The sequence below is a fragment of the candidate division WOR-3 bacterium genome (assembly GCA_039801365.1).
Lineage (GTDB): Bacteria > Hydrothermota > Tepidihabitantia > Tepidihabitantales > Tepidihabitantaceae > JBDRUN01.
Window position 1 is genome coordinate 1 of sequence record JBDRUN010000017.1, and the last position, 20,011, is coordinate 20,011.

Genomic DNA, 20,011 nt, shown 5'->3' on the forward strand with positions numbered 1-20,011 from the left:
AGTTTCATGCGGGACCTGCAGCCAATTGCCTTGCGGATGGCAAGACGGCAGAACCTTTTCGTCGAGCCGGCCAAGATATCCGGCCTGTGCGGCAAACTCCTGTGTTGTCTGAATTTTGAAGAAGAGAGCTACCGCCAGGGTCTAGCTGAACTACCAAAGGTCGGTGCCACGCTCAGGACTAGTCGAGGTATAGGTAAAGTTGTCGGTGTTGAGGTATTGTCGCGCCGGGTAAGGGTACGTTACGATGACCAGGTTGAACAATTTATTGTCTTTAAGGACGGCATGGCGAAGGAGGAGGAGTTGTCAGAATCGTCCGGCGCTCTGCGGGTGGAATCAGGAATGAAGAGTCTAGGGACCCAGGGGCCCAGCGGCTCTGTCTTCGAACCCCTCAACCGTGAGACGACCGAACCCTGTTCTGTCAGCGAAAGGACTATCGGTAGACCGAGGAGTACAAGACATGGCTGAAATCTCACTCCGGGATAGCTGGCTCCGGCAACTCAGCCGGGAAGAGGGAGTTAGGACCGATGAACTTAAGGAGTTGGTCCGGACAGGCCGGGTTGTTGTTCTTGCGAGCCGGTACCATAGGGTGAAGCCGGTCGCAGTCGGCCAGCGGATGCGGGTGAAGGTCAACGCCAATATCGGTACTTCGCCGGACCGTAGTGATTTGGAACAGGAGTTGGCAAAGCTGCGGGTTGCCGTTTCCGTCGGTGCTGATACGGTGATGGACCTGTCGGTTGGAGGAAATGTTGATGAGGTCCGCAAGGCGATTATCGCCGAGTCTCGGATTCCGGTTGGAACTGTGCCGGTATACCAAGTTGCGCTTGACGCCCGCCGCCACGGACGGTCGTTCGTTGAGACCAGGGTGAAGGACGTGTTCGCCGGACTCGAAAGGCACCTTAGGGATGGAGTTGACTTCATTACTGTCCACTGCGGAGTTACGCGGCGGAACATTGAAGCCATCCGCCGCAGCAGGAGGGTGTGCGGCATAGTTTCGCGCGGGGGTTCGATGATGGTCGAGTGGATGATGCACAATCGCCGGGAGAATCCACTCTATGAATACTATGACGAACTTCTTGCGATGGCACGGCACTACCGGACAACGCTGAGCTTGGGCGATGGCCTTAGGCCCGGAGCGCTGGCCGACGCGACTGACGAAGCCCAGGTCGCGGAGCTGGTTACAATTGGCGAACTGGTGCAGCGGGCACGAGCGGCTGGTGTGCAGGCAATGGTTGAGGGACCGGGGCATGTTCCTCTGGATCAGGTTGAGGCGAACGTCCGGCTTGAGAAGGTCGTTTGTGATGAGGCGCCGTTCTATCTACTGGGTCCGCTTGTGACCGACGTCGCGTGCGGGTACGACCACATCTCGGGTGCAATCGGTGGCGCCCTGGCTGCGTACTATGGGGCCGATTTCTTGTGCTACGTCACGCCGTCCGAGCACCTAGGTCTGCCGGGTGTCGAGGATGTCCGGCAGGGCGTGATTGCGTCGAGGATAGCGGCCCATGCGGCCGATGTAGCCCGGAGACATCCGGGTGCATCAGACTGGGACCGTCGGGTGTCAACGGCCCGGGCAAGGCTGGACTGGCGCGAGATGATTGACGGCTGCCTTGATCCGACACGCGCCAACGAGGTATTTAGGCTTGGTCGTTCGCGGACTGAGGGAGTGTGCACTATGTGCGGTGAGTTTTGCGCAATCAAGAGAAGTAGAGAGACACTTGGTAGCCGGCCACGGATTGCCCGTGCTAAGCGAGGCTTGCGAGGTTCGACAGGCCGCAAGAATACATGACCGATGAATTGACGGAGGGCGTATGAAGAAGCCAACAATCAGAACAACCTACAAGCTGTTTACTCCAGGGCCGGTACTCGTACCGGACGACGTCAGAGAAGTTGTGGCCGGCGAGCTGGTCTACCACCGCGAGGAGCTATTCAGCAAGCTGTATGAATCAGTCCGCAAAGGCCTGCAGGATGTATTCTTGACCAAGAACGAGGTGTACGTGCTTACCGCGTCGGGGACTGGCGCGATGGAAGCGGCAGTATCGAATCTGATTGGTCCAGGTGACAAGGCGCTGGTCGTGACCGCGGGTAAGTTCGGCGAGCGCTGGCGCGAGCTGTGCATGAGGTTCGGCGCTTACGTTGACTCTTTGTCGGCGCCGTATGGCGAATCGGTTCCTCCGCTCGAGGTTGAGCGGCAACTTCTAGCCAACGACTCGGTGAAGTGCGTGTTTGTCACGTTGACTGAGACCTCGACTGGTGCGGTCCATGATATCAAGGCGTACGGTGACGTATGCCGACGCTTGAACCGTATTCTAGTTGTGGATGCAGTCGCCGGCCTTGGTGCGGACGAGCTGCGCGCTGACGCGTGGAACGCCGACGTTGTGTGCGGCGGCTCGCAAAAGTCTCTGGCCGTGCCGCCGGGGTTGTCTTTCATCAGTATCAGCCCCCGGGCATGGGAGCTCGTTGAGCGGTCTAAGCGGACAAGATACTACTTCGACCTGAGAGCATACCGCAGCTATGCAGAAAAGGGACAGACGCCCTGGACACCGGCAATTTCGCTGTTTTTCGGCCTTGACCTTGCACTCAGGAAAATCGGCAGACAAGGGGTCACGGCATATTGGCAGCAGCACAAGCGCATGGCGGATTACGTGCGCTCCTATGTGAAGGAACTCGGACTCGAACTGTTTCCGCAGCGGCCGTCAAATGCCTTGACCGTCATCAAGATGCCGGAGAATGTCGACGGCACGCAGATAGTCGCTGCTTGCAAGAAGGACGGCATCCTCTTTGCAAACGGTCAGGCAGAGTTGCGGGGCAAAATAGTGAGAATTGGCCATATGGGCCCGGTGCCGCGTACTGCCATGGACCACGCGCTGGCATGCTTTAGGAGACACTATCTTGCTATCAGTCGCAGATCTAAGTGACCACGTCTTAGTACGTTAGAGAGCACGCCGTCTACCCATGCAACCGTCGCACAGAAAAGGATTGTTTCGAGTACGTAACCAACTTACCCACAAGCGGTTAGGCGTGGCTCTTCGGCACGAATGTTGCACACTGAATGCGAAACATGAGCAAGTTCTCTACCCCCGGCTCGTGGAAGGTGTTTGTTGGTGGATTGTTACTCATCTCGTTCGGGTTCGCTTCGAGCGTCGGTATGAAGCCGGTGGAAATCTTGGTCCCGCTTACTGCTGTTGTCGGCTGCCTTGTCCTATTGACTTCACTAGCGGGCAGCGGACCGCGTGCTTTCCTGTAGCCAGGTGTCCGACGTCCGGCATCCGGGTCTGTTCTTGAAGTGCACGCTCGCCTGCGCTTTCCAGATGGCGGCAGACTGCCATACACCACACTTCGAGTGCGAGCCGGTGCCCTGGATACTAAACCCGGCACACCTTTTCTTCCTTACTGCGGCAGCCGGATGATCGACATCGAACTGAGGCGGCGAGCAGACTAGCAAACCACAACCGCCGGACAGGTGTCTTCATTCTGGATGACGCGCAGGCCGATGCGGAAAATCTGACAACCCGGTTTTGGGGTTACCAATAGTCAACAAAAGACCACCGCCGCCCAGCTGGACGGCGGTGTCGGTGCCCGGACAGAGGTCAAGCCGCCGGAGTCGGTGCTTCGGCCAAGTGTGGTCTTGCCGCCATACTTCTTGTACGGATGGCGATTGCCAGTGTGGCCAATAGGACTACGGCAATACCAAGCCAGCCGGCGCCGGTCATGCGGAACCGGAAGCACATTGCGGTCGGGTACAGCATCACCGCCACGAACATCCAGAGTGCGCTGCGCTTCGCCAGGTTTGACTCGGCGAGCCGCTCAGCATCAGCCGCTGAAGGCTCGACTGCCAGAAAGAAGAGCACCACAAACATCGCCGTCGCATACCAGCCGACAAAACTGGAGAGCGGGATGCCGTGGTAGAATCCGTACTGACCGAAGCTTACCGCGCTGCGCACAACTGCGAGCGGACCGGCGCTGAGCTGCCACAGGGCCATAATGAACCCGGCGGTCAGGGGCATCGCAGCAATGGTGCTGGGCTCGCTGGACTTGGCACGTACCAGGTATGTAGATACGATGAATACGATATAGAGTGTCCCGAACCAGGTGAGTACGACGCTGAACGGAACGTGGCCAGGCAGCATTAGTCCAACCGCAACCCTGAGGTCACGAACTCGGTGGAACCAATGGCTGCCGAACACCGCGCCGAAGTTAGTGCCCAGGTACTCGGCCACGTACGGCAGAATTAGGCCGAGCGCCAGGAACCAGAGTGCGCGTCCGGTCCCGAGATACGACAGACTGTGTAGCAGGGCAAAAGCGGCCAGACAATAGACTGGCATCAGACTAAGCCAGCCCACGGTCGGCCGCACGACTGCGTCAGCTATCATGAAGCCGACCGTCGCTAGACCCGTGAACGCGATGCCGAATATGGCCAGGCCAGTGTTCTGGGTAGTGTTTCTCATCAATCCTCCAGTTGGTTTGTCCTTACTGGAAAGGGTGGCAGTTGGCATATGCCCCTGTACGGGCCCTCTCGAAACCGCACCTTGATGCCGTTCCTTCCCAAAGCACTACTATTTTACTCGGAATCTGCGCCCGGTCAATGGCAAGAAAACGGAAACGCGCCGTGCCCCAGCAGTGTCTTGTCCTAAGGCCTGATTTGACCAACCTCAGTGCGTTGGCTAAATTGGGTCGTGAGTCGCGCGGTCCCCTTGGCTGTGCTCTTGGCCGTTGCGTGTTGTTGCTACACGCCAATTGCGGTGAAATCGGCGGCTACTGCCGTGTCCGCTGACCAGCAGCCGTCTGTCCGAGTCCGACTGAGCGCGATTACCACTTCTGCAACAGTGTCGTGCGATGCCGAACTGCAGGTGAAGGCTGCCGGCAACGAACGTCGGACGGACAGAGCGTTCGTCGTACTCAGACGGGTCGGCAACTCGGTAGTGGTCACGGTTGGCAACAATGAATGGCAACGGACCACGGACACGGTCATACTCAAAGGTGTCCGGAATGTGCCGGTCAGGGTGGGCGGGCAGGCATACCGGGGCATGGTTTTAGCATTCGTTTCCGCCGACGAACTAGTCGTGGTGAATGAAATTGGACTTGAGGACTATCTGTACAGTGTGGTGCCGTGTGAAATTGGGCCGATAAGACCGGAGACCTTCGAGGCTGTGAAGGCCCAGGCGGTGGCGGCTCGGAGCTTCACTCTCGCCAGGCTCGGAAAACGCAAGGCCCTTGGTTTCGACTTGTACGATACGTATCTACGGGACCAGGAATACCAGGGGGTTGGACGCGAGACCGAATTGAGCACACGGGCTGTAGTCGAAACACGGGGTGAAGTCCTTCTTTTCGACGGCAAGCCAGCCGAGGCGCTGTACCACTGTAACTGCGGCGGCATCACCGCGCAAGGCAGCCAGCCCTATCTGAAACCGGTACGCGACACACCAGAACACCGGCCGGGCAGACCATTCTGCGCCGACGGAAAGTACCATGAGTGGCAGGCAGAGTTCGAACCGATTCAGTACGATACGATACTCACCCGTCTCGTGGGCGTCGGCGCGAAAATCAAACTACGCCGCGTGAAGCTGCAGAAGGATAAGGTTTCGGGTCGAGTACTGAGCCTCATACTTGATACCGATAAAGGAAGGTTCAAGGTGTTTGGCACAGACTTCCGCATGGCCTTGGGCCTACGGTCAACCATGTTCGACCTGAAACTGTCGGCCGGCCGGATGAACGTAACCGGCAGGGGGTGGGGACACGGCTGCGGATTATGTCAGGACGGTGCCATTGAAATGGCGCGGCGCGGTTCGAGCTACCGTCAGATTCTAGCGCACTACTATCCAGGACTGAAATTGGGCCAGCAATACTAGTACGCTGGACAGCGACGGGTTTTGGGACTACGCTGGTCTGTCGTTCGGACAACTCTGGATTGTCAGGTCTTCTCCGGCGGTACGATGTCTGAGTCGGCAATCAGCACCGCGGCTGCACACACCGACGTCCAGAGTCCGTTCTTGTCGCCGATCGCGCTCTGCGTAACGTTCTGGGTGCGGTAGATTTCTCCTGAAATCTTCCAAGTTTCTTTGCGCTGGTTATAGCTTGTATCCGGGTCGAATTTCACGCCAAGGGTAGTTGCGAGCATTTGGGCTGCGAGGTCTTCGGCATATTCACCAGCCGGGTCGTCACGCATGCCGAAGGCGTGAAACTCGGACAGGTAACCATGTTTCTCCGGGTCCTTGGGAATTGCCACGCCGATTGAGGCGGAAATGAGCCGATGAGGTTCGTTGGTAGCGTTGTCACTCATTACTACAAATACAACCTGGCCTGGCTTGAGCATAGCCAGGCCACGGCGCCGGGAGATAATCTTGCAGTGAGGCGGGAAAATGGACGATACACGGACAAGATTGAATGCTGCGATGCCCGCGTCACGCAGAGCTGCCTCAAAGCTGGCAAGCTTCTCGCGGTGGCGACCGACGCCGTTGGTGAGAAACACATACTTGGGCGTAATCATGGGATACCTCTCCGACTCCAAGAACCTGCGAGAAAAAGAGGGAAGGATAGCCGGTCTGGTCCCGCTACTTCCTTACCTTCTGGACTCGCGTTTATGTAGTTTCTTTCCTGAATGGAGCAGACCGGAGTTGAACCGGCGACCTCCAGAGTGCGATTCTGGCGCTCTCCCATCTGAGCTACTGCCCCGGAAACGATCAAGCGCTACGCTCTCCGCTTCGCGACCGGCGAACGGGCAACGGCCCGGGCAGGCTCACGGTGTCGCAAATTCAGTGGGCCCGGCCTGATCGGTGGTTTCGGGTTCGACACGGCCCGGCTCCACTCGGACGACGATACCGTGACGTTCGCGACGAATAAGGTGGAAGTCCTGCCGGTTGCACTCAAACGTGCCGATGACTGTGACCGGACTGGCCGTGACCGGGGTCGCGTCCGTACTCTTAGGCGTGCGGCCGAAGAAGATGCACAGGTCGGGTCCGTCCGGCCAGTAGGCGATATCGCCGACATTCACCCGGTCAACCGGAGCCGTATTCTCAGCCTCAAGCCGCACCGGGAAATAAACTTCCTCGCCCCAGGTCTCGCCGATCTCCTCATAAGGCAGAAGCCGCCAGACCCGTTCGGCAAGCGGCGAATCGTTGAGCATACCGTTGAGCTCAACACCGCCAACTGTAATCTTTATCGGTTTCACGGGCGGATGGATTGTAGAAAAGTGGCACCGGTTGTCAAGCCTCCGATTTTCACCTGTGGAACCACAAGGATAATGCCATAGGGTAATGGCACAGGGAAAATGTCACTCTTGATGGACGCGCGACAATTGTAACCCAGCCGGGTCATGCTCTATCAATACAATTCTGCTCAAGGAGTGTGCGTTGGGTGATTTCGCGCAACTCCTGGGACACAGTGAAATCTTGGGGCCGGATGTGGTGCTTGCAAGAGCAGACCTTGGTCGGGTCTTTGTGCTTGCGGGTCGCGGAAGCCGGACAATCTCTCTTGACACGCCGCGGATTCGGAGTAGAACTCGCGTGTGAATATGACACCGGACCGGCTGGCACACCCCGCCAAGTCCTGGGGGTGGTAGAATACTTGTTGTGTTCCGGGAACTGATACCTATCGTGTCCCCAGAACTCCCTGTAACAGTCCGGTTCTAAGTGCGGCGCATCCGCGGGCAGGGTTCGCAGCACCGCGCGTCGTCACGAACACCGCACCAAGCAATCGGCCAACTTCCGCCAGTAGGCCCAACCCAAATCTACCACTGACCGCTAAAGTAATCTCAGCACTACCCTGCACCCTCGTCTCCATCCAGCAAATCGTCCGGCATACCGTTTGCCCGACAATCCAAGGGACGATTCGCCAACCGACCCCAGTACTGAACCGACCAGTAATCCGTGAGTTGAGCCGACGGACAAACCCTCAATTGTATCGCCATACCGACCAAGGAATGAACTAACGAACAAGCCGGCAAGTCAACCCACTGATGTATCGTCAGTTAGTTCCCTGAATAGCCTGTTGATTCACCGGTGGGTTCACTCAAGAGACGAACCGACAGGCGACCCAGGGAGTCATTGGGGGAGTCGTTCCCCGGTTCGTGGGACGGATGGTAATCCTAGTGCAGACTCCAGCGGTGGGCCATGAGTGCTAAGTCATACATTACTGTAGTGTTGCGTTACGTATTTTGCGAAGTTCGTCTTGTGTTTCTTCGTATCCTGCGCCGTTTGCATTGCCATTCTGAGCGTGTAGAATCATTTCGGCTGGAGTAGGATCGGCCTTGATGAATCTTCTCATTGACACGAGCCTACTGTGGCCAATGGTCGAAAGCGAAAAAAGGAGGCTACGAATGTCAGATCCGGTGAAGCGTGTCAGCGCATGGATGCGCAAGTACAACATCGAGCGGGTCAAAGCCACACTCGAAGAACTAAAGCCTGAGATGGCCCAGCGGTATCAGGCCGCGGTCGCGGACCTGTACGCAATGGAGATGAAGACCAAGGAAATTCTGAACGCTCAGGGCGTGCAGACCATCCTCTACATCTCCTACTTGAACTACAGCCGCCAGCTATTCAAACTGTCCCGCAAACAGAAAGTATCGGGTGAGTCAATGCAACTGGCGGCCCAGGTTCTATTGGAAAAGTGGAAGGCCCGGGGTTGTGACCCCAAGGTCCTTGCCCTGATTCGCAAGGAGGTGTACGACATAGCCGAACCGTAGCACCGCCCCACGCCTTACGCCGCACACTCTACGCCGAAATCGGCGACAAGGCAGTTGCGGTCAGAGTGGCTGTCGTCTTGACTTCGAATCCGGCCCGCTCTTTGCCTAGGCCGCAATCGAATGCCGCACTGCTGCCGACCTCATGGCCATAGCCCAAACTGCCGCAGTGGCTGACGCACCCGCCCGTCGGTCGAGAAGCAGGAAACTTGGCCAAGAAACCCCGTCGCCCTCGGCATGATGCGTGAAGCGGGTGGCGTCCGACTTGACACGCGGCTGTAATGAGGTATAGCTTGAGCGTGAATAATGATGCCGGGCTGGCTGGCATACCCCACCCGGTCTTGATGGGAGTAGAATTGTTCATGATGTCCCCGAAATTCCCGATATTTACCCGAAGTGCGAGGAGGTAGTGTGCCTACAATAAAGTCATTGGTTCTGCATTTGAGTATAACGGCTATCTCTGTCATGCTTCCGGTGGCAACTGCGTTTGCCGACGGCTTGGAGGTATCTCTGAGTGCGGAACGCTTCACCAATAAGTGGCCGCTGGGCGACCCGGACCCGCACAACATCAGCCCCGGGGAGATAATGCTTGTCACGGTCACGTTCGAACATACCGGAGGTTACCACAAGTACTATCTGCGCAGCAGCGACTACTTCGAAATCGATGGACTCTATGTCAACGGCTACAAGGCCACGTCATCCGATGACCACTACGTTGCCTGCGTCAAGCGTAGGAGTGATACCGAATGGTGGTACACTGCTGGGGTACTGTTTGGCGACTTGGGACTGTGGTCACTGGGAACACTCGAACGCAAAGGTGACCGGTGCACCATCGTCTTCCTGGCGCGGTTGTACTCGAACTGCCGCTCCGGGCCTATTGCCCTGCAAATGAAAGTCAGGGCTGTTGACATCACGGATATGGACGCTGGCTTTCAGGACTACGCATCTAATGGCGTTGCGATGGTTGTAGTTGGCTCAACTTCATCGCCCAACCAGCAACCAGATGCCAAGCCAGCAGCGCAATTTGGTGGCGGTGAGACAGCGGACCATCTGCTTCGCTGGCTCGCAGAGCAGTACTCTGCACACCTGCTTCCGCCTGGAGTATTTGGTGATGGGGTTAGGTCATCGATTCAAGGGGATTTCAATGGAGACGGTTGTGAAGACGTAGCTACGTTGGCTTGGCAGAATACCTGTCCCCACCTGATACTCATAGCAGCTGTCAGTACCGATAAGGGATACTCTCGATACTGGCTTCGCGGACGGGACTACGGCAGCGTAGAAGAGCTCTCGGTCGTTTGTGTCAATCCGGTAGACAACAGTACGTACTACAACGAGGAGGGGTTAGGCGATGCCGGCTACGACATAGATAGAGACGACATTTTCTTTAGCTCCCAGGCAGGTGAGGGGGAATGTTTTAGCTGGCAGTGGTCGCCTTCGATGCCCCCGGCGACAGCGCGCTTCTGCTTCATAGACTTGGACTCCTTCACCCGCTATTTCTGGAATGGAAAGCACTTTGTTGCGCTTGAGGTGAATTCCTGGGAGTGACCATGGTATGGCTCACAGGAGTTTAGAAACTAGGAAACCGCGGTTCACGGAAGATTACCTTGGGAGGACAGGAATAACCACCTGTTTCCGGAATATCGGGATTTCGGAATGCGATACGTTTTCTGAGCATGTCAGGGCCGTTGGGTTTCCATGTCTTTTGCCGAATGATGAACCATTGAAGAAAAGGAAACGTTTCCCTTGCCTGGCTGATATCAAGATGAGAGACGACAAGATGGTGCAGATAGTGGAACCGATACTCGACCCTTCGACAAGCTCATGGTAGGCTCTGCACGCTCGGTTGCAGACGGATATGTCCGAGGCGGACAAGGTAGCCCCGGCGCTATCGTCGCTACCAACAAAGCGATGGATGCGCTGGTAGATAAGCCGTAGAGGTTGACGGTCGGTATCATTGTTTAGGCCGCCGGTGGTTGAACCGCTAATGCCCAGCGCGGTGGTTCGGCAACCGGGCCTCTATTGTTGGAAACGGCTGAATCAAAACAAAGGCGGTGCGTATGAGATGGAGCATTCTGTCCGTGGCTGCGCTGGCGGTACTCGGTGTAGCACGGACCGACCTAAAGCAGCAGGCTAAGGCAGCGTATGAGCTTGAGCAGTATCCCAATGCCCTGAGGCTCGCTAGGCAGGCGACCAAGGCGAACCCGAAGGACGCCGAGGCGTGGTACCTATTGGGACGCTATATGCACTTCCGTTGCTACGATTCCCGGCCGCTCGCTGGCTTTTCGCGGGCAACGTCGGATTCGATACTCGGTTTTCTTGATCGGGCGGTAAAGCTGGACCCCAAGCTGGGCGACGCATTCTACTTCATCGGATCGGAACACGGTGTGCGCACCCACGAACCTCTGGTCCGTGGCGATGTCGAACAGGCCCGGGCCGAGCTACGGGCAGCGCGAACCAAAGGCGGCTATCCTGACTGGATGCTTGAGTACTGCCGAAACCTACTGCGGGTGTGCGAGCGGGACGCCATCCTTTTCGTGATGGGTGATATGCAGGTGAATGGTGTGCGCTACTTGCAGCTTGTGGAAGGCGAGCGGCCAGACGTCACTGCGTTGCCATATCCGCTCCTGGACCGGCCGTGGGCCGTTCTGCTTTACAAAGACGGAATTCCCGGCGCACTTCGGTCGGCACCAATGAGCTGGTCCCGGGAGCAGGTAATGGACATGCACCCGTACCGGTGGCGAACCGATACGGTACGGATACCGGTGCCGATTTCGGCACTTACCGGTATGGGCATCACGGCCCCGGACACGGTTTTCGAATGGCAGGTTGAACCGGACCTGTCGAACGGCGAACGGCCAATGCTCAGCGCCATCACCGCCGCGGTAATTGACATCGTCGAGGCGAACAATTGGAGCAGACCTCTCTATTTCGCGCTTTGCCCGCCGGCCGCGACCGCGGGCATCGTCAGCTACCTGCAGTCCTGTGGCCTGGCACAGCGGCTGCTGCCGGTCCGAACCGCGCAGTACGGGTTAGCACTCAACACCGAAGTCATCAGAAATGTACTTCTTGACCCGGACTCGTATCGCAACCTCCCCAGCGTCCGGCAGCACGACATGCCACGGGTTTCCGGGGTGCTCGGCATGTACCGCCATGGGCTGATTGAGCTTGCCGCGCATTACGCCGAAACCGGTCGCAAGGCCGCTTGCGACTCGGTTCTTGACCAGATGACCGTGTTGTTGCCGGAAAGCATCCTGCCGTTGCAGCCTGAGCTCCGGGCCGCTGTCGAGCGCCTCAGGAGCCGGTAGTCGCACAAGTAGGAGGGCATCGTACGTACGACTGCGGCAAAGGCCGGAAAGTAGTATACGAAGATTTCGGTTCTGGGTTGTCTAGAGTCGCAGGAGCTTTGTGACCTGACTCGGTCCTTTGTCCGACTCTAGCTCACAGTAGTACACACCGCCGGGAAGCCCGCTCATGTCGCACCTGACTGCGTGCGAGCCTTGGCTCAACTTCCGGTCAATCAGGGTAAACATTCTCCGCCCCAGGACATCAGACACATGTAGCCGTACGTGCTGCGGGCCAGGAACCGCGAAACGCACCGTGGCCACATCTCGACATGGGTTCGGATACACATCGAAACGCCCGCGCAATCCGCCCTGAACAGGCGGAGCGTCCTTGATTCCGCTGACCAGACCGTTTGTATCGGCCTTGATGACCCAGAAGTCAGCGTTGCCCAGAGTTAGGCTATCCCAGGAGTTGGCGTCGCGCCAGCCCGCTATGGCTAGGCCACTGTCTGATGTCAAGATGATGGCGGAAGGGTCGTCGTTCAAAGGGCCGCCATACCACCGTGTCCAGAGTGTATCGCCAGCATCATCCAGCCGGAGCAGCCACCAGTTGTCATAGCCCATTCCCGGCGGAGCATAGGTCTGGGAATAGGCGGTAAGGTAGTAGCCACTGCTACGGCTTTCGATAATACTGGCTCCGCCGTCATACCGGCCCCTGGTGCCGATGGTTCTTGTCCACTGTGTGTCGGCACGGGCGTCTAGTTTCATGACCCAGATGTCGCGGTTTGGGAATACATCGTTCTGGCTTCGCTGTCCGGCAAGAATCCATCCGCCGGCTCTTGTTCTTTCAGGTCGGCCGAGCGTCGTCAGACTGTCCTCACGGAATGACATCACCTTTTGCAGGTTGCCGAACGTATCAATCACAAGATAACTGGCAAAGCCCATGTATGCCGGAGGAAACGGCCATTCACCAGTGCAACTGAACGCGGTCATCAAGTACCCGCCATCTCCGGTTGCAGTGATTCCGGCTCCCTGATCCGCGTACTGCAGGTCGTAGGTTCTAGTCCATATTGTATCGCCATTCTGGTCAAGCTTCAGCAGCCAGATGTCCTTGCCACCAATCTGGGTTCCACGGTTCTTCGTATCGCCCAGAATCAGATATGTGCCGTCCGGGTTCTGAATCATCGCGCCGCCGTTGTCCTCCAGAGTGTCACCGATGGTCTTGTCTGTAAGGATTTCGCCATTCTGACTGACTCTTAGAAACCAGACCTGCCTTCCGTATCGGGGACTATACTTGGTACCGGTAAAGACCAGCTCGTTATTGTTGTTCAGGATTACGTCAAAGATGAAGTCTCCGCCTGCGCCGACGCCCATCGTGCCAACCCGTCTTGTCCAGACCGTGTCACCGAAAGCGTCTATCTTGATAATGTAACCGTCTTTGTCCCAGGGGATGTTGGACCAGGTTCCTCCACACACTACGAAATTACCGTTGCCTGTTTCCACGATGCCGCCAAACGCGAATTCAGCCCGGTCGGGCATCCCGTACCGCTTTATCCACGTCAGCGGCTCAGCGGTACAAACCGCGGCCAGCATGAAAACGATGCGGGCAGCTACGTTGAGGACTGGTCTCATGGCGAGATTGTAGAATCCCTCAGAAAACCAGTCAATACAAGAACCAGCTTATGCAACGCCTGTACCAAGACTAAGTAGCGGTTCGGTATCAGTGGAGCAGCCTGAGTGCTTTGGCAAGCGAAGTAAGGTTCGCCGCGTAGAACAAGTGGGACCGGCAGCGGCAGTCAGAGGAGCCGAAACCGGGGAAGTGCTGGCGGTGCAGGTCACCAGCGGCCGGTTCGTAAATGCGCATCGGTTTACGGCCGCATTCACAGCGTGCCGCAGCTAGTGTGCGGACTAGACAGCACTCGCGCATTCCAGGAAAGAAATATGCGTCCACCGGCCTCATTCTATTCCGGCCGGTGGTGAGGTAGTCTATGTGCCACCGCACACGCTTCTTCCTCGCCAAATGGCGCTGAACCCTCCTGACCGCATTCAGTCCGCCTGATCCAACGTATAGGTAGAATCCGGCAGGAAAGTCAAGCCTTCCCAGTGCTCCCACTCTCATGTTGCGTGCCTTCTGGTTCCACAGGATAAGGACATACACAGCCCGACGCATTCTAGATTGCTGGCGCTTGATTCTTGACATTGAAGTTCTGACTTCTGTTCTCATTTCAACTGCCTACCTGCGATTGCTTCCGCGACCGCGATTCCTGTTGCCCAGGCAAAGTGTAGGTTGTAACCGCCGGTCTCGGCCCAGGTGTCCAATAGTTCTCCAGTTATGTAAAGGCCGGGAAACCGGCAGGCCTGGCAGGTGGTGATGTCAATTTCGTCCAAGCTAACCCCGCCGCCGGTCACGGTCGCACGCTCCATCGGCTCGGTCCCGGTGATGCCGAAGACCGTGCCTTTCAGAGCGGCGATTGCCTGCTTCTCCCCGGCTCGCGAAAGCTCGCACAGCATCCGGTCCGGCGGCACACCAGCCTGGGCGCATATCACCTTGCCAAGCCTGCGGGCAACGTAGCCGGCCAGCCGGGTTAGAACCTGCTGCCTAGGATGAATCCGGCGCGCTTCAGCGAACTCTGCGGCAAGCTGTTCGCGACTCCTGTCCGGCACCCAGTCAATCTTCAGTCTGACGTCCTGGCCTGCTCCGAGTGCCCGGGCCGCGCGACCGGACGGCACAAGCACGGCCGAACCGGAGACGTACTGGTGTGCGAACACAAAAGGACCTTCGGCCCGCTGGGCAACTGTGGAGTCAATCACAAGTTCGGTTGCGACCCGCGGCTGGGTGATTCCGGCAAGGCTTGAAAGGTCTTCGGCCGTGCGCAATGCGCACAGGGCTGGAAACCACGGTGAAGTCGCAAGCCCGAGCCGTCGGCACAGCTCAAGTCCATCACCGGTCGAGCCGGTCTGGGGGAAACTCGCACCGCCGGTGGCGACGCATATGTTCCGGCACAGAAACCTTCCCTCCGGTGTCACCACAACCCAACGCTGGCCCCTGTCTCCCGGTTCTGCAGTCTGACTTCGTCCTGCTGCATGCTCCAGTGCCGTGACCCGACACGACGTTCTGATAACAACGTCCAGTCTTGCTGCCTCTTGCACCAACCGGTCCCGGACACCAGCCGCATCAAGGCCGCAGGGCCAGATACATCCGTCTGCGTCAGTCCGGCTAGTAATGCCTAGTGAGCCGAAGAATCGGATAATGCGCTGGTACGGGAAACGCCGCAGCAGGGGTAGCAGCCTCTGGCCTTGCTCGAATCGGTCTGCTATCTGCGTCGGAGTCGCTTCATGGGCAAAGTTCGCTTTCCGGCCGCCGGTCAGACACAACTTGTGCCCACACCGATCCATCTTCTCAAATACCGTGACCGAAAGACCGAGCCGTGCACCGGCCACAGCCGCGGCAAGCCCGCTGGCTCCACCACCGACAATGGCCAAATCGCTAACATCCTGATCTTCTGCGAGATGGACGTCCATCAGATTTTCGCTTGACAACGGGAACGTGTTACTGCATCCTTTCGGCGCGTGGGGCGTCAAAGAATGTAGGAGCACGGCAGTCCGGTCTTCACAAACCGGCTCGGTCAAAGACATTGCCGCGATCACTGGACTGTTCGTGTCTCCTTTTTTAGACCCCTCTTGCTTGACGCTGTCCAGTCCGAGTTGGCTACCTTTTTCTTATTCGCCGACAACAGTGACAATCACACTCCTCTGCCGTGGACGGTTGTCGAAATCGAGAAATACAATCTGTTGCCACGTCCCCAGCACCAATTTACCTTCCCTGACCGGAAACGCGCGCGAGGCGCCAACGAGAGCAGAACGCAGGTGGGCGAACCCGTTACCATCGCCCCAGGTGTCGTTGTGGCGGTAGCGCCGGTCCTGCGGGGCCAGACGGTTTAGTGCCTCCTTCAAGTCTGTAACCGCACCTGGCTCGAACTCGACCGTCGTGATACCCGCGGTCGAACCTGGGTTCGCGATGCAGACGATGCCGTTTCTGATTCCTGACTTCTCGACAACGCGCCGGACCTGTTTGGTGATGTCTTTGATGTCGCAGAAACCGGCTGTTTCAAGCCTGAAGCTGTCGGCAAAGACCATGCTCTAGCTAATCTAGACAAACTGACCGGTGAGTCAAACTGGGCAGGCGCCATGCACAATCCGGCGCAATCCCGGCCTTTCTGCTCGCCCTTTGCGTCCCGGCGCAGAGCACCGGGCGTCCGACAACCGGAATTCGCGAAACCAAAAGTCCAACAAACAGCCCAGTACTCAAAGTTCTGAACTCAGTACTTCAGGCCGTAGTACGATTGCTAGTCTTCTTTCCAAATGGCATAGCGGTACCGGAACTCGGGGCCATCCGTCCAGCTCCTGGCTCGCCAGACAGTAGCCGAGTCCGGCTGGCCGATGCTGTCGTAGGCCGCGGCCAAGCTGACCATTGCCGGTCCGAAGCTTGGGTCTGAACGCAGCGCACGGTCGAGGTAGATGATTGCTGAGCGGTTCTCTCCCGCGGCCAGCAGCGTGCTGCCTAGATTGTAGGAAAGCTCCGGTGCTAGGGAGTCGAGCGTAAGGGCCTGGCAGAACTCGGCAATTGCCGAGTCAAGTCGCCCCTCGAGACGCCACGTCAGACCAAGGTAGTTCGCAACCTCGGCCGAGAACGGGTAGCGACACCTGAGTTCACGTAACTCCCGGCGCGCAGCGTCGAACCTGCCGGCATATGCCAGATGCACGGCCAGTTGCTGACGGAAATCAGGTTCGTCAGGCTTGAGCCGAACCGCTTCCTGGAACTCGGCTATTGCCCGATTCAGCTCCCCGCGACCGGCAAGCACCGTCGCCAGTCGAAAGCGTGCATCCGCAGACTTAGGGTCAAGCTCAACCGCACGGCGCAGCTCAGCCTCTGCCCGGTCAAAGTCGCCTCTTGCCAGGCTAATGTCAGCAGCGTACACTAACTGCCGGCCCCGAATCCTGGGGTTCGGAAATGCCCGCTGGAGCGCAAATGCGCCGATGCCGGCCACGGCCAGGATGCCGAGCACCATCAGGAGCTGTTTCCGGAACCGGCGCAGTCCAGTATCAAACAGCAGTCCGACTAGTACAAGCACAAGTGGCTCAACCATGAACCGGAACCGGTTGTTCTCGCCGATGTCGGCCGCGTTACCGACCACTGCCACATACAGGATGGTCAAAACCATAACCAGCACGGTCGTTTGCGTTGCGGCTTCGTCCGACCCCGGCCTTTGCTGACTGAAGCTTACCCTGCAGCCTACGAGCCCGAACACGAGTGCCGAAACAAAAGCGAGTACCGAGAAGAAACCAATGTCCGCAAAGTCGTGGCCAGACGCATAGGTCTTGTAGCACGGCGTCGCAATCAGCGTACCTGAGAACACTGCTGTCCAGAACTCAACCAGCGGTCTGACCCGCAGCCCATTGGGTGCAAGCCAGACAAAGTCACTTGTCGGAAAGAACCAGATTGCCCAGGCTCTGAGTACGCTGCGCAGGTACACCATGGGACGGTGTCGAATAACGTACATTGCATCGCGTAGATAACGGCCGTAGATGTCAATGAATGCCCGGTTGTGAGCATTCGGACTGCCATCGGCCTTAGTCTCCTGGTCGAGTATCGGAATACCGGTAACTGGCTGGTCAGGAATGTATGGTCGAAATGACCGAACGCTGCCAAACGGATGCATGAGTGCGAAACGCGAGAGCTTGCCCTCATGAACCAAGGTCTGGCGCTCAGCTAGCGGCATCGCCAGAGTCAGCTTTGACAGGCTCGCACCAAGCCAGGTGCTAGTCGTGAACTGGCCAAAGAGTGCCAAGTTCTTGACATAGACAAAGAGCACAATCATCAGTGGTGCGGCTACGGCACATACCACCTGCTTGCGCCGACCCGGTTGCAACAGAACAAGCAGCCAAGCCACAAGCAGAAACCAGGCAAGGTGAAACAGGCTCCGGATAAGGACAATCGCGGCAAGCAGCGAGAAAAAGCCAAGCCCGTGCCACACCTGTCCTTTGGCAAGAAAACGATGAAGGAAGACCGTTGCGAGGACAAGTAGTACGGTGACTGGATAGGTATAGAACAGCCAGTTCTCGTAAAGCACCGTTGCCGGAGATGCCACAAACAGTCCGGCCAGCAGCACACTCAGTGCAGGCGACACGCCGAGCCCCAACATCAGTATCACCAGGCCAACCGCAAGGCTCAAGCCCAGCACCAGATAGACAACGTGCAGCGCCAAACCGTAGTGCTCCGGGAACAGATTCACAACCAACCCCACGAACAAATTGTAAAGCGGCGGCTGGCCGTGGAGGTAGTAGATTGACTGTAAGAGATTGGTCTTCATCAGCGGAAGGTCAATGAAGTGCATAGCCGCGGGGAATGCACTAGTGTCAAATCGCACGCCGAGCAAGAAGTAGACGATTCGGGACCCGACAAAGGCTGCAACAACAGCCAGAATGGCATGACGACCTGGCCAGATGACACCGCGCCCGACTGCGCAGCACCGATTCGCCTTGTTCAGCGAGAATGTTTCTTGCATCGTTCCCCGCGTTGAAAGTCCCGGCAACTCATCACAAACTCATGCCGCGGCTCTGTCAGGACCGACCGCGTCGCCACGGCCGGATGTTAGGGTCGAAGCGAACGGTGTCAAGCGCTGGCACGGTGCTGGCGATACAGACCTACTCGCCGCAGACACAACCAGCGCGGCTTATCGCAGGTCGAAGTCGAACCGGCAATGTCAGACTTCGCAAAGATGAGAAGCGTCGGCACAGGCCATTCCCGGTTTCAGAACCATGGCGGGCTTGCCCGGAAATGGCGGATCGAAGAGAAGTCCTGGGGTGAACGGGCTGCGGCGACCAGTCTGACCGATAGGGCAAATGTGGTGGGAAAAGGGTGTCGCATGTGTTCTCATTGCTGAGTATTTCGGCGAGTTAGAATGGCAGAAGCCGGTTTTCAGCCGCCCCACGGAGCGTGGCGCGACGAGCGAACGGCAGGCGTGAAAAAAGGGGCCGCCCTAGAGGGCGGCCCGCGTTGAAGTCCGACAACTAGCCGAGCTTCTTGTGGCGTGACAAGATACGGACAGGACCGCGCCTGTCTAGAAAAGGCACCGTCAGCGCTGACGCTTACGCCGCGGCCGGTTTCTCGCGCACCAGCATCCAGACCAAGGCCGCGATGATACCGCCGATTAAGGGCGCGACGATGAACACCCAGACCTGGGACAAAGCCTGGCCCCTGACCACAAGCGCCGGGCCCAGACTGCGGGCCGGGTTCACCGACGTGCCGGTGATGGGAATGCCGACCAGGTGAATGAAAACCAGCGCGAGGCCGATGGCAACCCCGGCAAATCCGGCCGGCGCTTTCTCGCTCGTCGCACCGAACACAACGAAGACGAACAGCGCAGTCAGCACGACCTCGGCCAGAAACGCCGCGCCGAGCGGGTACCCGGCCGGCGAGCCAGCGTCAAAACCGTTCTGGCCAAGACCGTTTTCTGCAAGTGAATACCCGGGCAGGCCGGCCGCGACCGCGTAGAGTACAAGCGCGGCAAGTACCGTGCCCACGCACTGCGCCACGACGTACATTATGGTGTCAACGACCTTCTGCTTGCCCGCAACCAGCATTGCGAGCGATATTGCGGGATTGATGTGACATCCGGAAATTGGGCCGATTGCGTAGACCATCGCGAGCACCGCAAGCCCGAACGCAACCGATATGCCGGCGAACCCGATGTGGCTGCCGGCGATTACCGCGCTGCCGCAGCCGATAAACACCAGGCAGAAAGTCCCGATGAGTTCGGCCAGGTAGCGTTTCCAGCTTCTCTCAGCCATTCTACCCCCTTTTCTCGCTACTTTGGCCTGTGGACTGCGTCCCAAGGCGTGTTCGCATCATCTTCCGCCATTGCAGCGGCCTGTCAAGCACTCTCAGTGAGCAGTCGGCACGGCTTGATTCCCGTCCGCAGAATTCCTAGAATGCCGCGTGAAGAAGAAACTGCTGCCTGATGGCCGCGGTTTACCGCGCCACCACTTCACCGCTGGA

The 20,011-nt window shown here is 57.9% G+C and carries 17 protein-coding genes and 1 tRNA gene; 8 read left to right on the top strand and 10 right to left on the bottom strand.

The genetic code is table 11. The annotated features are described in order from the left end of the window. The 4 genes from ricT to ABIL25_03845 all read left to right on the top strand — a co-directional run. A partial coding sequence (gene ricT, locus ABIL25_03830; protein ID MEO0081410.1) for a regulatory iron-sulfur-containing complex subunit RicT occupies window positions 1-465 on the top strand: 465 nt, incomplete at its 5' end. Next, window positions 458-1,783: a phosphomethylpyrimidine synthase ThiC gene (thiC, locus tag ABIL25_03835; protein ID MEO0081411.1), complete on the top strand. Its 1,326-nt coding sequence runs from the start codon at window positions 458-460 to the stop codon at window positions 1,781-1,783. The genes ricT and thiC, both read left to right, overlap by 8 nt. A gap of 22 nt (window positions 1,784-1,805) precedes the next feature. Beyond that, entirely contained in the window at window positions 1,806-2,912 is a 1,107-nt protein-coding gene (locus tag ABIL25_03840) for an alanine--glyoxylate aminotransferase family protein (protein MEO0081412.1), read from the top strand. Window positions 2,913-3,227: 315 nt separating this feature from the next. After that, window positions 3,228-3,404, top strand: coding sequence for a hypothetical protein (locus ABIL25_03845; protein MEO0081413.1), 177 nt, complete (start codon window positions 3,228-3,230; stop codon window positions 3,402-3,404). A gap of 180 nt (window positions 3,405-3,584) precedes the next feature. Here the strand turns inward: ABIL25_03845 and ABIL25_03850 are convergent, their stop codons facing one another. Next, window positions 3,585-4,442: a carotenoid biosynthesis protein gene (locus ABIL25_03850; protein ID MEO0081414.1), complete on the bottom strand. Its 858-nt coding sequence runs from the start codon at window positions 4,440-4,442 to the stop codon at window positions 3,585-3,587. Window positions 4,443-4,670: 228 nt separating this feature from the next. Between ABIL25_03850 and ABIL25_03855 the strand changes: the two genes are divergently transcribed. After that, the gene (locus ABIL25_03855) at window positions 4,671-5,843 is read left to right on the top strand and encodes a SpoIID/LytB domain-containing protein (GenBank protein ID MEO0081415.1); all 1,173 of its coding nucleotides are present in this window, start codon (window positions 4,671-4,673) and stop codon (window positions 5,841-5,843) included. Between the two features lie 62 nt (window positions 5,844-5,905). Here the strand turns inward: ABIL25_03855 and ABIL25_03860 are convergent, their stop codons facing one another. The 3 genes from ABIL25_03860 to ABIL25_03870 form a co-directional block, all read right to left on the bottom strand. Then, on the bottom strand, window positions 5,906-6,481 hold the full coding sequence (locus ABIL25_03860; GenBank protein ID MEO0081416.1) for an arginine decarboxylase, pyruvoyl-dependent: 576 nt from the start codon (window positions 6,479-6,481) through the stop codon (window positions 5,906-5,908). Window positions 6,482-6,593: 112 nt separating this feature from the next. Beyond that, window positions 6,594-6,666 (bottom strand) — tRNA-Ala (locus ABIL25_03865). Between the two features lie 64 nt (window positions 6,667-6,730). Continuing rightward, window positions 6,731-7,162, bottom strand: coding sequence for a cyclophilin-like fold protein (locus ABIL25_03870; GenBank protein MEO0081417.1), 432 nt, complete (start codon window positions 7,160-7,162; stop codon window positions 6,731-6,733). Window positions 7,163-8,308: 1,146 nt separating this feature from the next. Here ABIL25_03870 and ABIL25_03875 point away from each other — a divergent pair. The 3 genes from ABIL25_03875 (at window position 8,309) to ABIL25_03885 (ending at window position 11,976) form a co-directional block, all read left to right on the top strand. Continuing rightward, complete coding sequence (locus ABIL25_03875) at window positions 8,309-8,674, top strand: hypothetical protein (protein MEO0081418.1); 366 nt, start codon at window positions 8,309-8,311, stop codon at window positions 8,672-8,674. Window positions 8,675-9,082: 408 nt separating this feature from the next. Further along, window positions 9,083-10,216, top strand: coding sequence for a hypothetical protein (locus ABIL25_03880; GenBank protein ID MEO0081419.1), 1,134 nt, complete (start codon window positions 9,083-9,085; stop codon window positions 10,214-10,216). A gap of 512 nt (window positions 10,217-10,728) precedes the next feature. Beyond that, window positions 10,729-11,976, top strand: coding sequence for a tetratricopeptide repeat protein (locus tag ABIL25_03885; GenBank protein MEO0081420.1), 1,248 nt, complete (start codon window positions 10,729-10,731; stop codon window positions 11,974-11,976). Window positions 11,977-12,057: 81 nt separating this feature from the next. Here ABIL25_03885 and ABIL25_03890 read toward each other — a convergent pair whose 3' ends face one another. From ABIL25_03890 to aqpZ, 6 genes are all read right to left on the bottom strand, one after another. After that, on the bottom strand, window positions 12,058-13,584 hold the full coding sequence (locus ABIL25_03890) for a T9SS type A sorting domain-containing protein (GenBank protein ID MEO0081421.1): 1,527 nt from the start codon (window positions 13,582-13,584) through the stop codon (window positions 12,058-12,060). A gap of 88 nt (window positions 13,585-13,672) precedes the next feature. Further along, window positions 13,673-14,152 (bottom strand): GIY-YIG nuclease family protein, encoded by a 480-nt coding sequence (locus tag ABIL25_03895; GenBank protein MEO0081422.1) that lies wholly within the window; start codon window positions 14,150-14,152, stop codon window positions 13,673-13,675. Window positions 14,153-14,172: 20 nt separating this feature from the next. Further along, entirely contained in the window at window positions 14,173-15,474 is a 1,302-nt protein-coding gene (locus tag ABIL25_03900; protein MEO0081423.1) for an aminoacetone oxidase family FAD-binding enzyme, read from the bottom strand. A 198-nt stretch (window positions 15,475-15,672) separates the two neighbouring features. Beyond that, window positions 15,673-16,089, bottom strand: a complete 417-nt coding sequence (locus ABIL25_03905; protein ID MEO0081424.1) for a secondary thiamine-phosphate synthase enzyme YjbQ — start codon at window positions 16,087-16,089, stop codon at window positions 15,673-15,675. A 209-nt stretch (window positions 16,090-16,298) separates the two neighbouring features. After that, window positions 16,299-18,545 (bottom strand): tetratricopeptide repeat protein, encoded by a 2,247-nt coding sequence (locus tag ABIL25_03910; GenBank protein MEO0081425.1) that lies wholly within the window; start codon window positions 18,543-18,545, stop codon window positions 16,299-16,301. Window positions 18,546-19,101: 556 nt separating this feature from the next. Further along, entirely contained in the window at window positions 19,102-19,803 is a 702-nt protein-coding gene (gene aqpZ / locus ABIL25_03915) for an aquaporin Z (protein ID MEO0081426.1), read from the bottom strand. Between the last annotated feature and the right edge of the window lie 208 nt (window positions 19,804-20,011).

Coding starts and splice junctions, on each gene's coding strand:
- thiC (MEO0081411.1), top strand. CDS start 458: ATGGCTGAAATCTCACTCCGGGATAGCTGGCTCCGGCAACTCAGCCGG.
- ABIL25_03840 (MEO0081412.1), top strand. CDS start 1,806: ATGAAGAAGCCAACAATCAGAACAACCTACAAGCTGTTTACTCCAGGG.
- ABIL25_03850 (MEO0081414.1), bottom strand. CDS start 4,442: ATGAGAAACACTACCCAGAACACTGGCCTGGCCATATTCGGCATCGCG.
- ABIL25_03860 (MEO0081416.1), bottom strand. CDS start 6,481: ATGATTACGCCCAAGTATGTGTTTCTCACCAACGGCGTCGGTCGCCAC.
- ABIL25_03875 (MEO0081418.1), top strand. CDS start 8,309: ATGTCAGATCCGGTGAAGCGTGTCAGCGCATGGATGCGCAAGTACAAC.
- ABIL25_03885 (MEO0081420.1), top strand. CDS start 10,729: ATGAGATGGAGCATTCTGTCCGTGGCTGCGCTGGCGGTACTCGGTGTA.
- ABIL25_03890 (MEO0081421.1), bottom strand. CDS start 13,584: ATGAGACCAGTCCTCAACGTAGCTGCCCGCATCGTTTTCATGCTGGCC.
- ABIL25_03895 (MEO0081422.1), bottom strand. CDS start 14,152: ATGTCAAGAATCAAGCGCCAGCAATCTAGAATGCGTCGGGCTGTGTAT.
- ABIL25_03900 (MEO0081423.1), bottom strand. CDS start 15,474: ATGGACGTCCATCTCGCAGAAGATCAGGATGTTAGCGATTTGGCCATT.
- ABIL25_03905 (MEO0081424.1), bottom strand. CDS start 16,089: ATGGTCTTTGCCGACAGCTTCAGGCTTGAAACAGCCGGTTTCTGCGAC.
- aqpZ (MEO0081426.1), bottom strand. CDS start 19,803: ATGGCTGAGAGAAGCTGGAAACGCTACCTGGCCGAACTCATCGGGACT.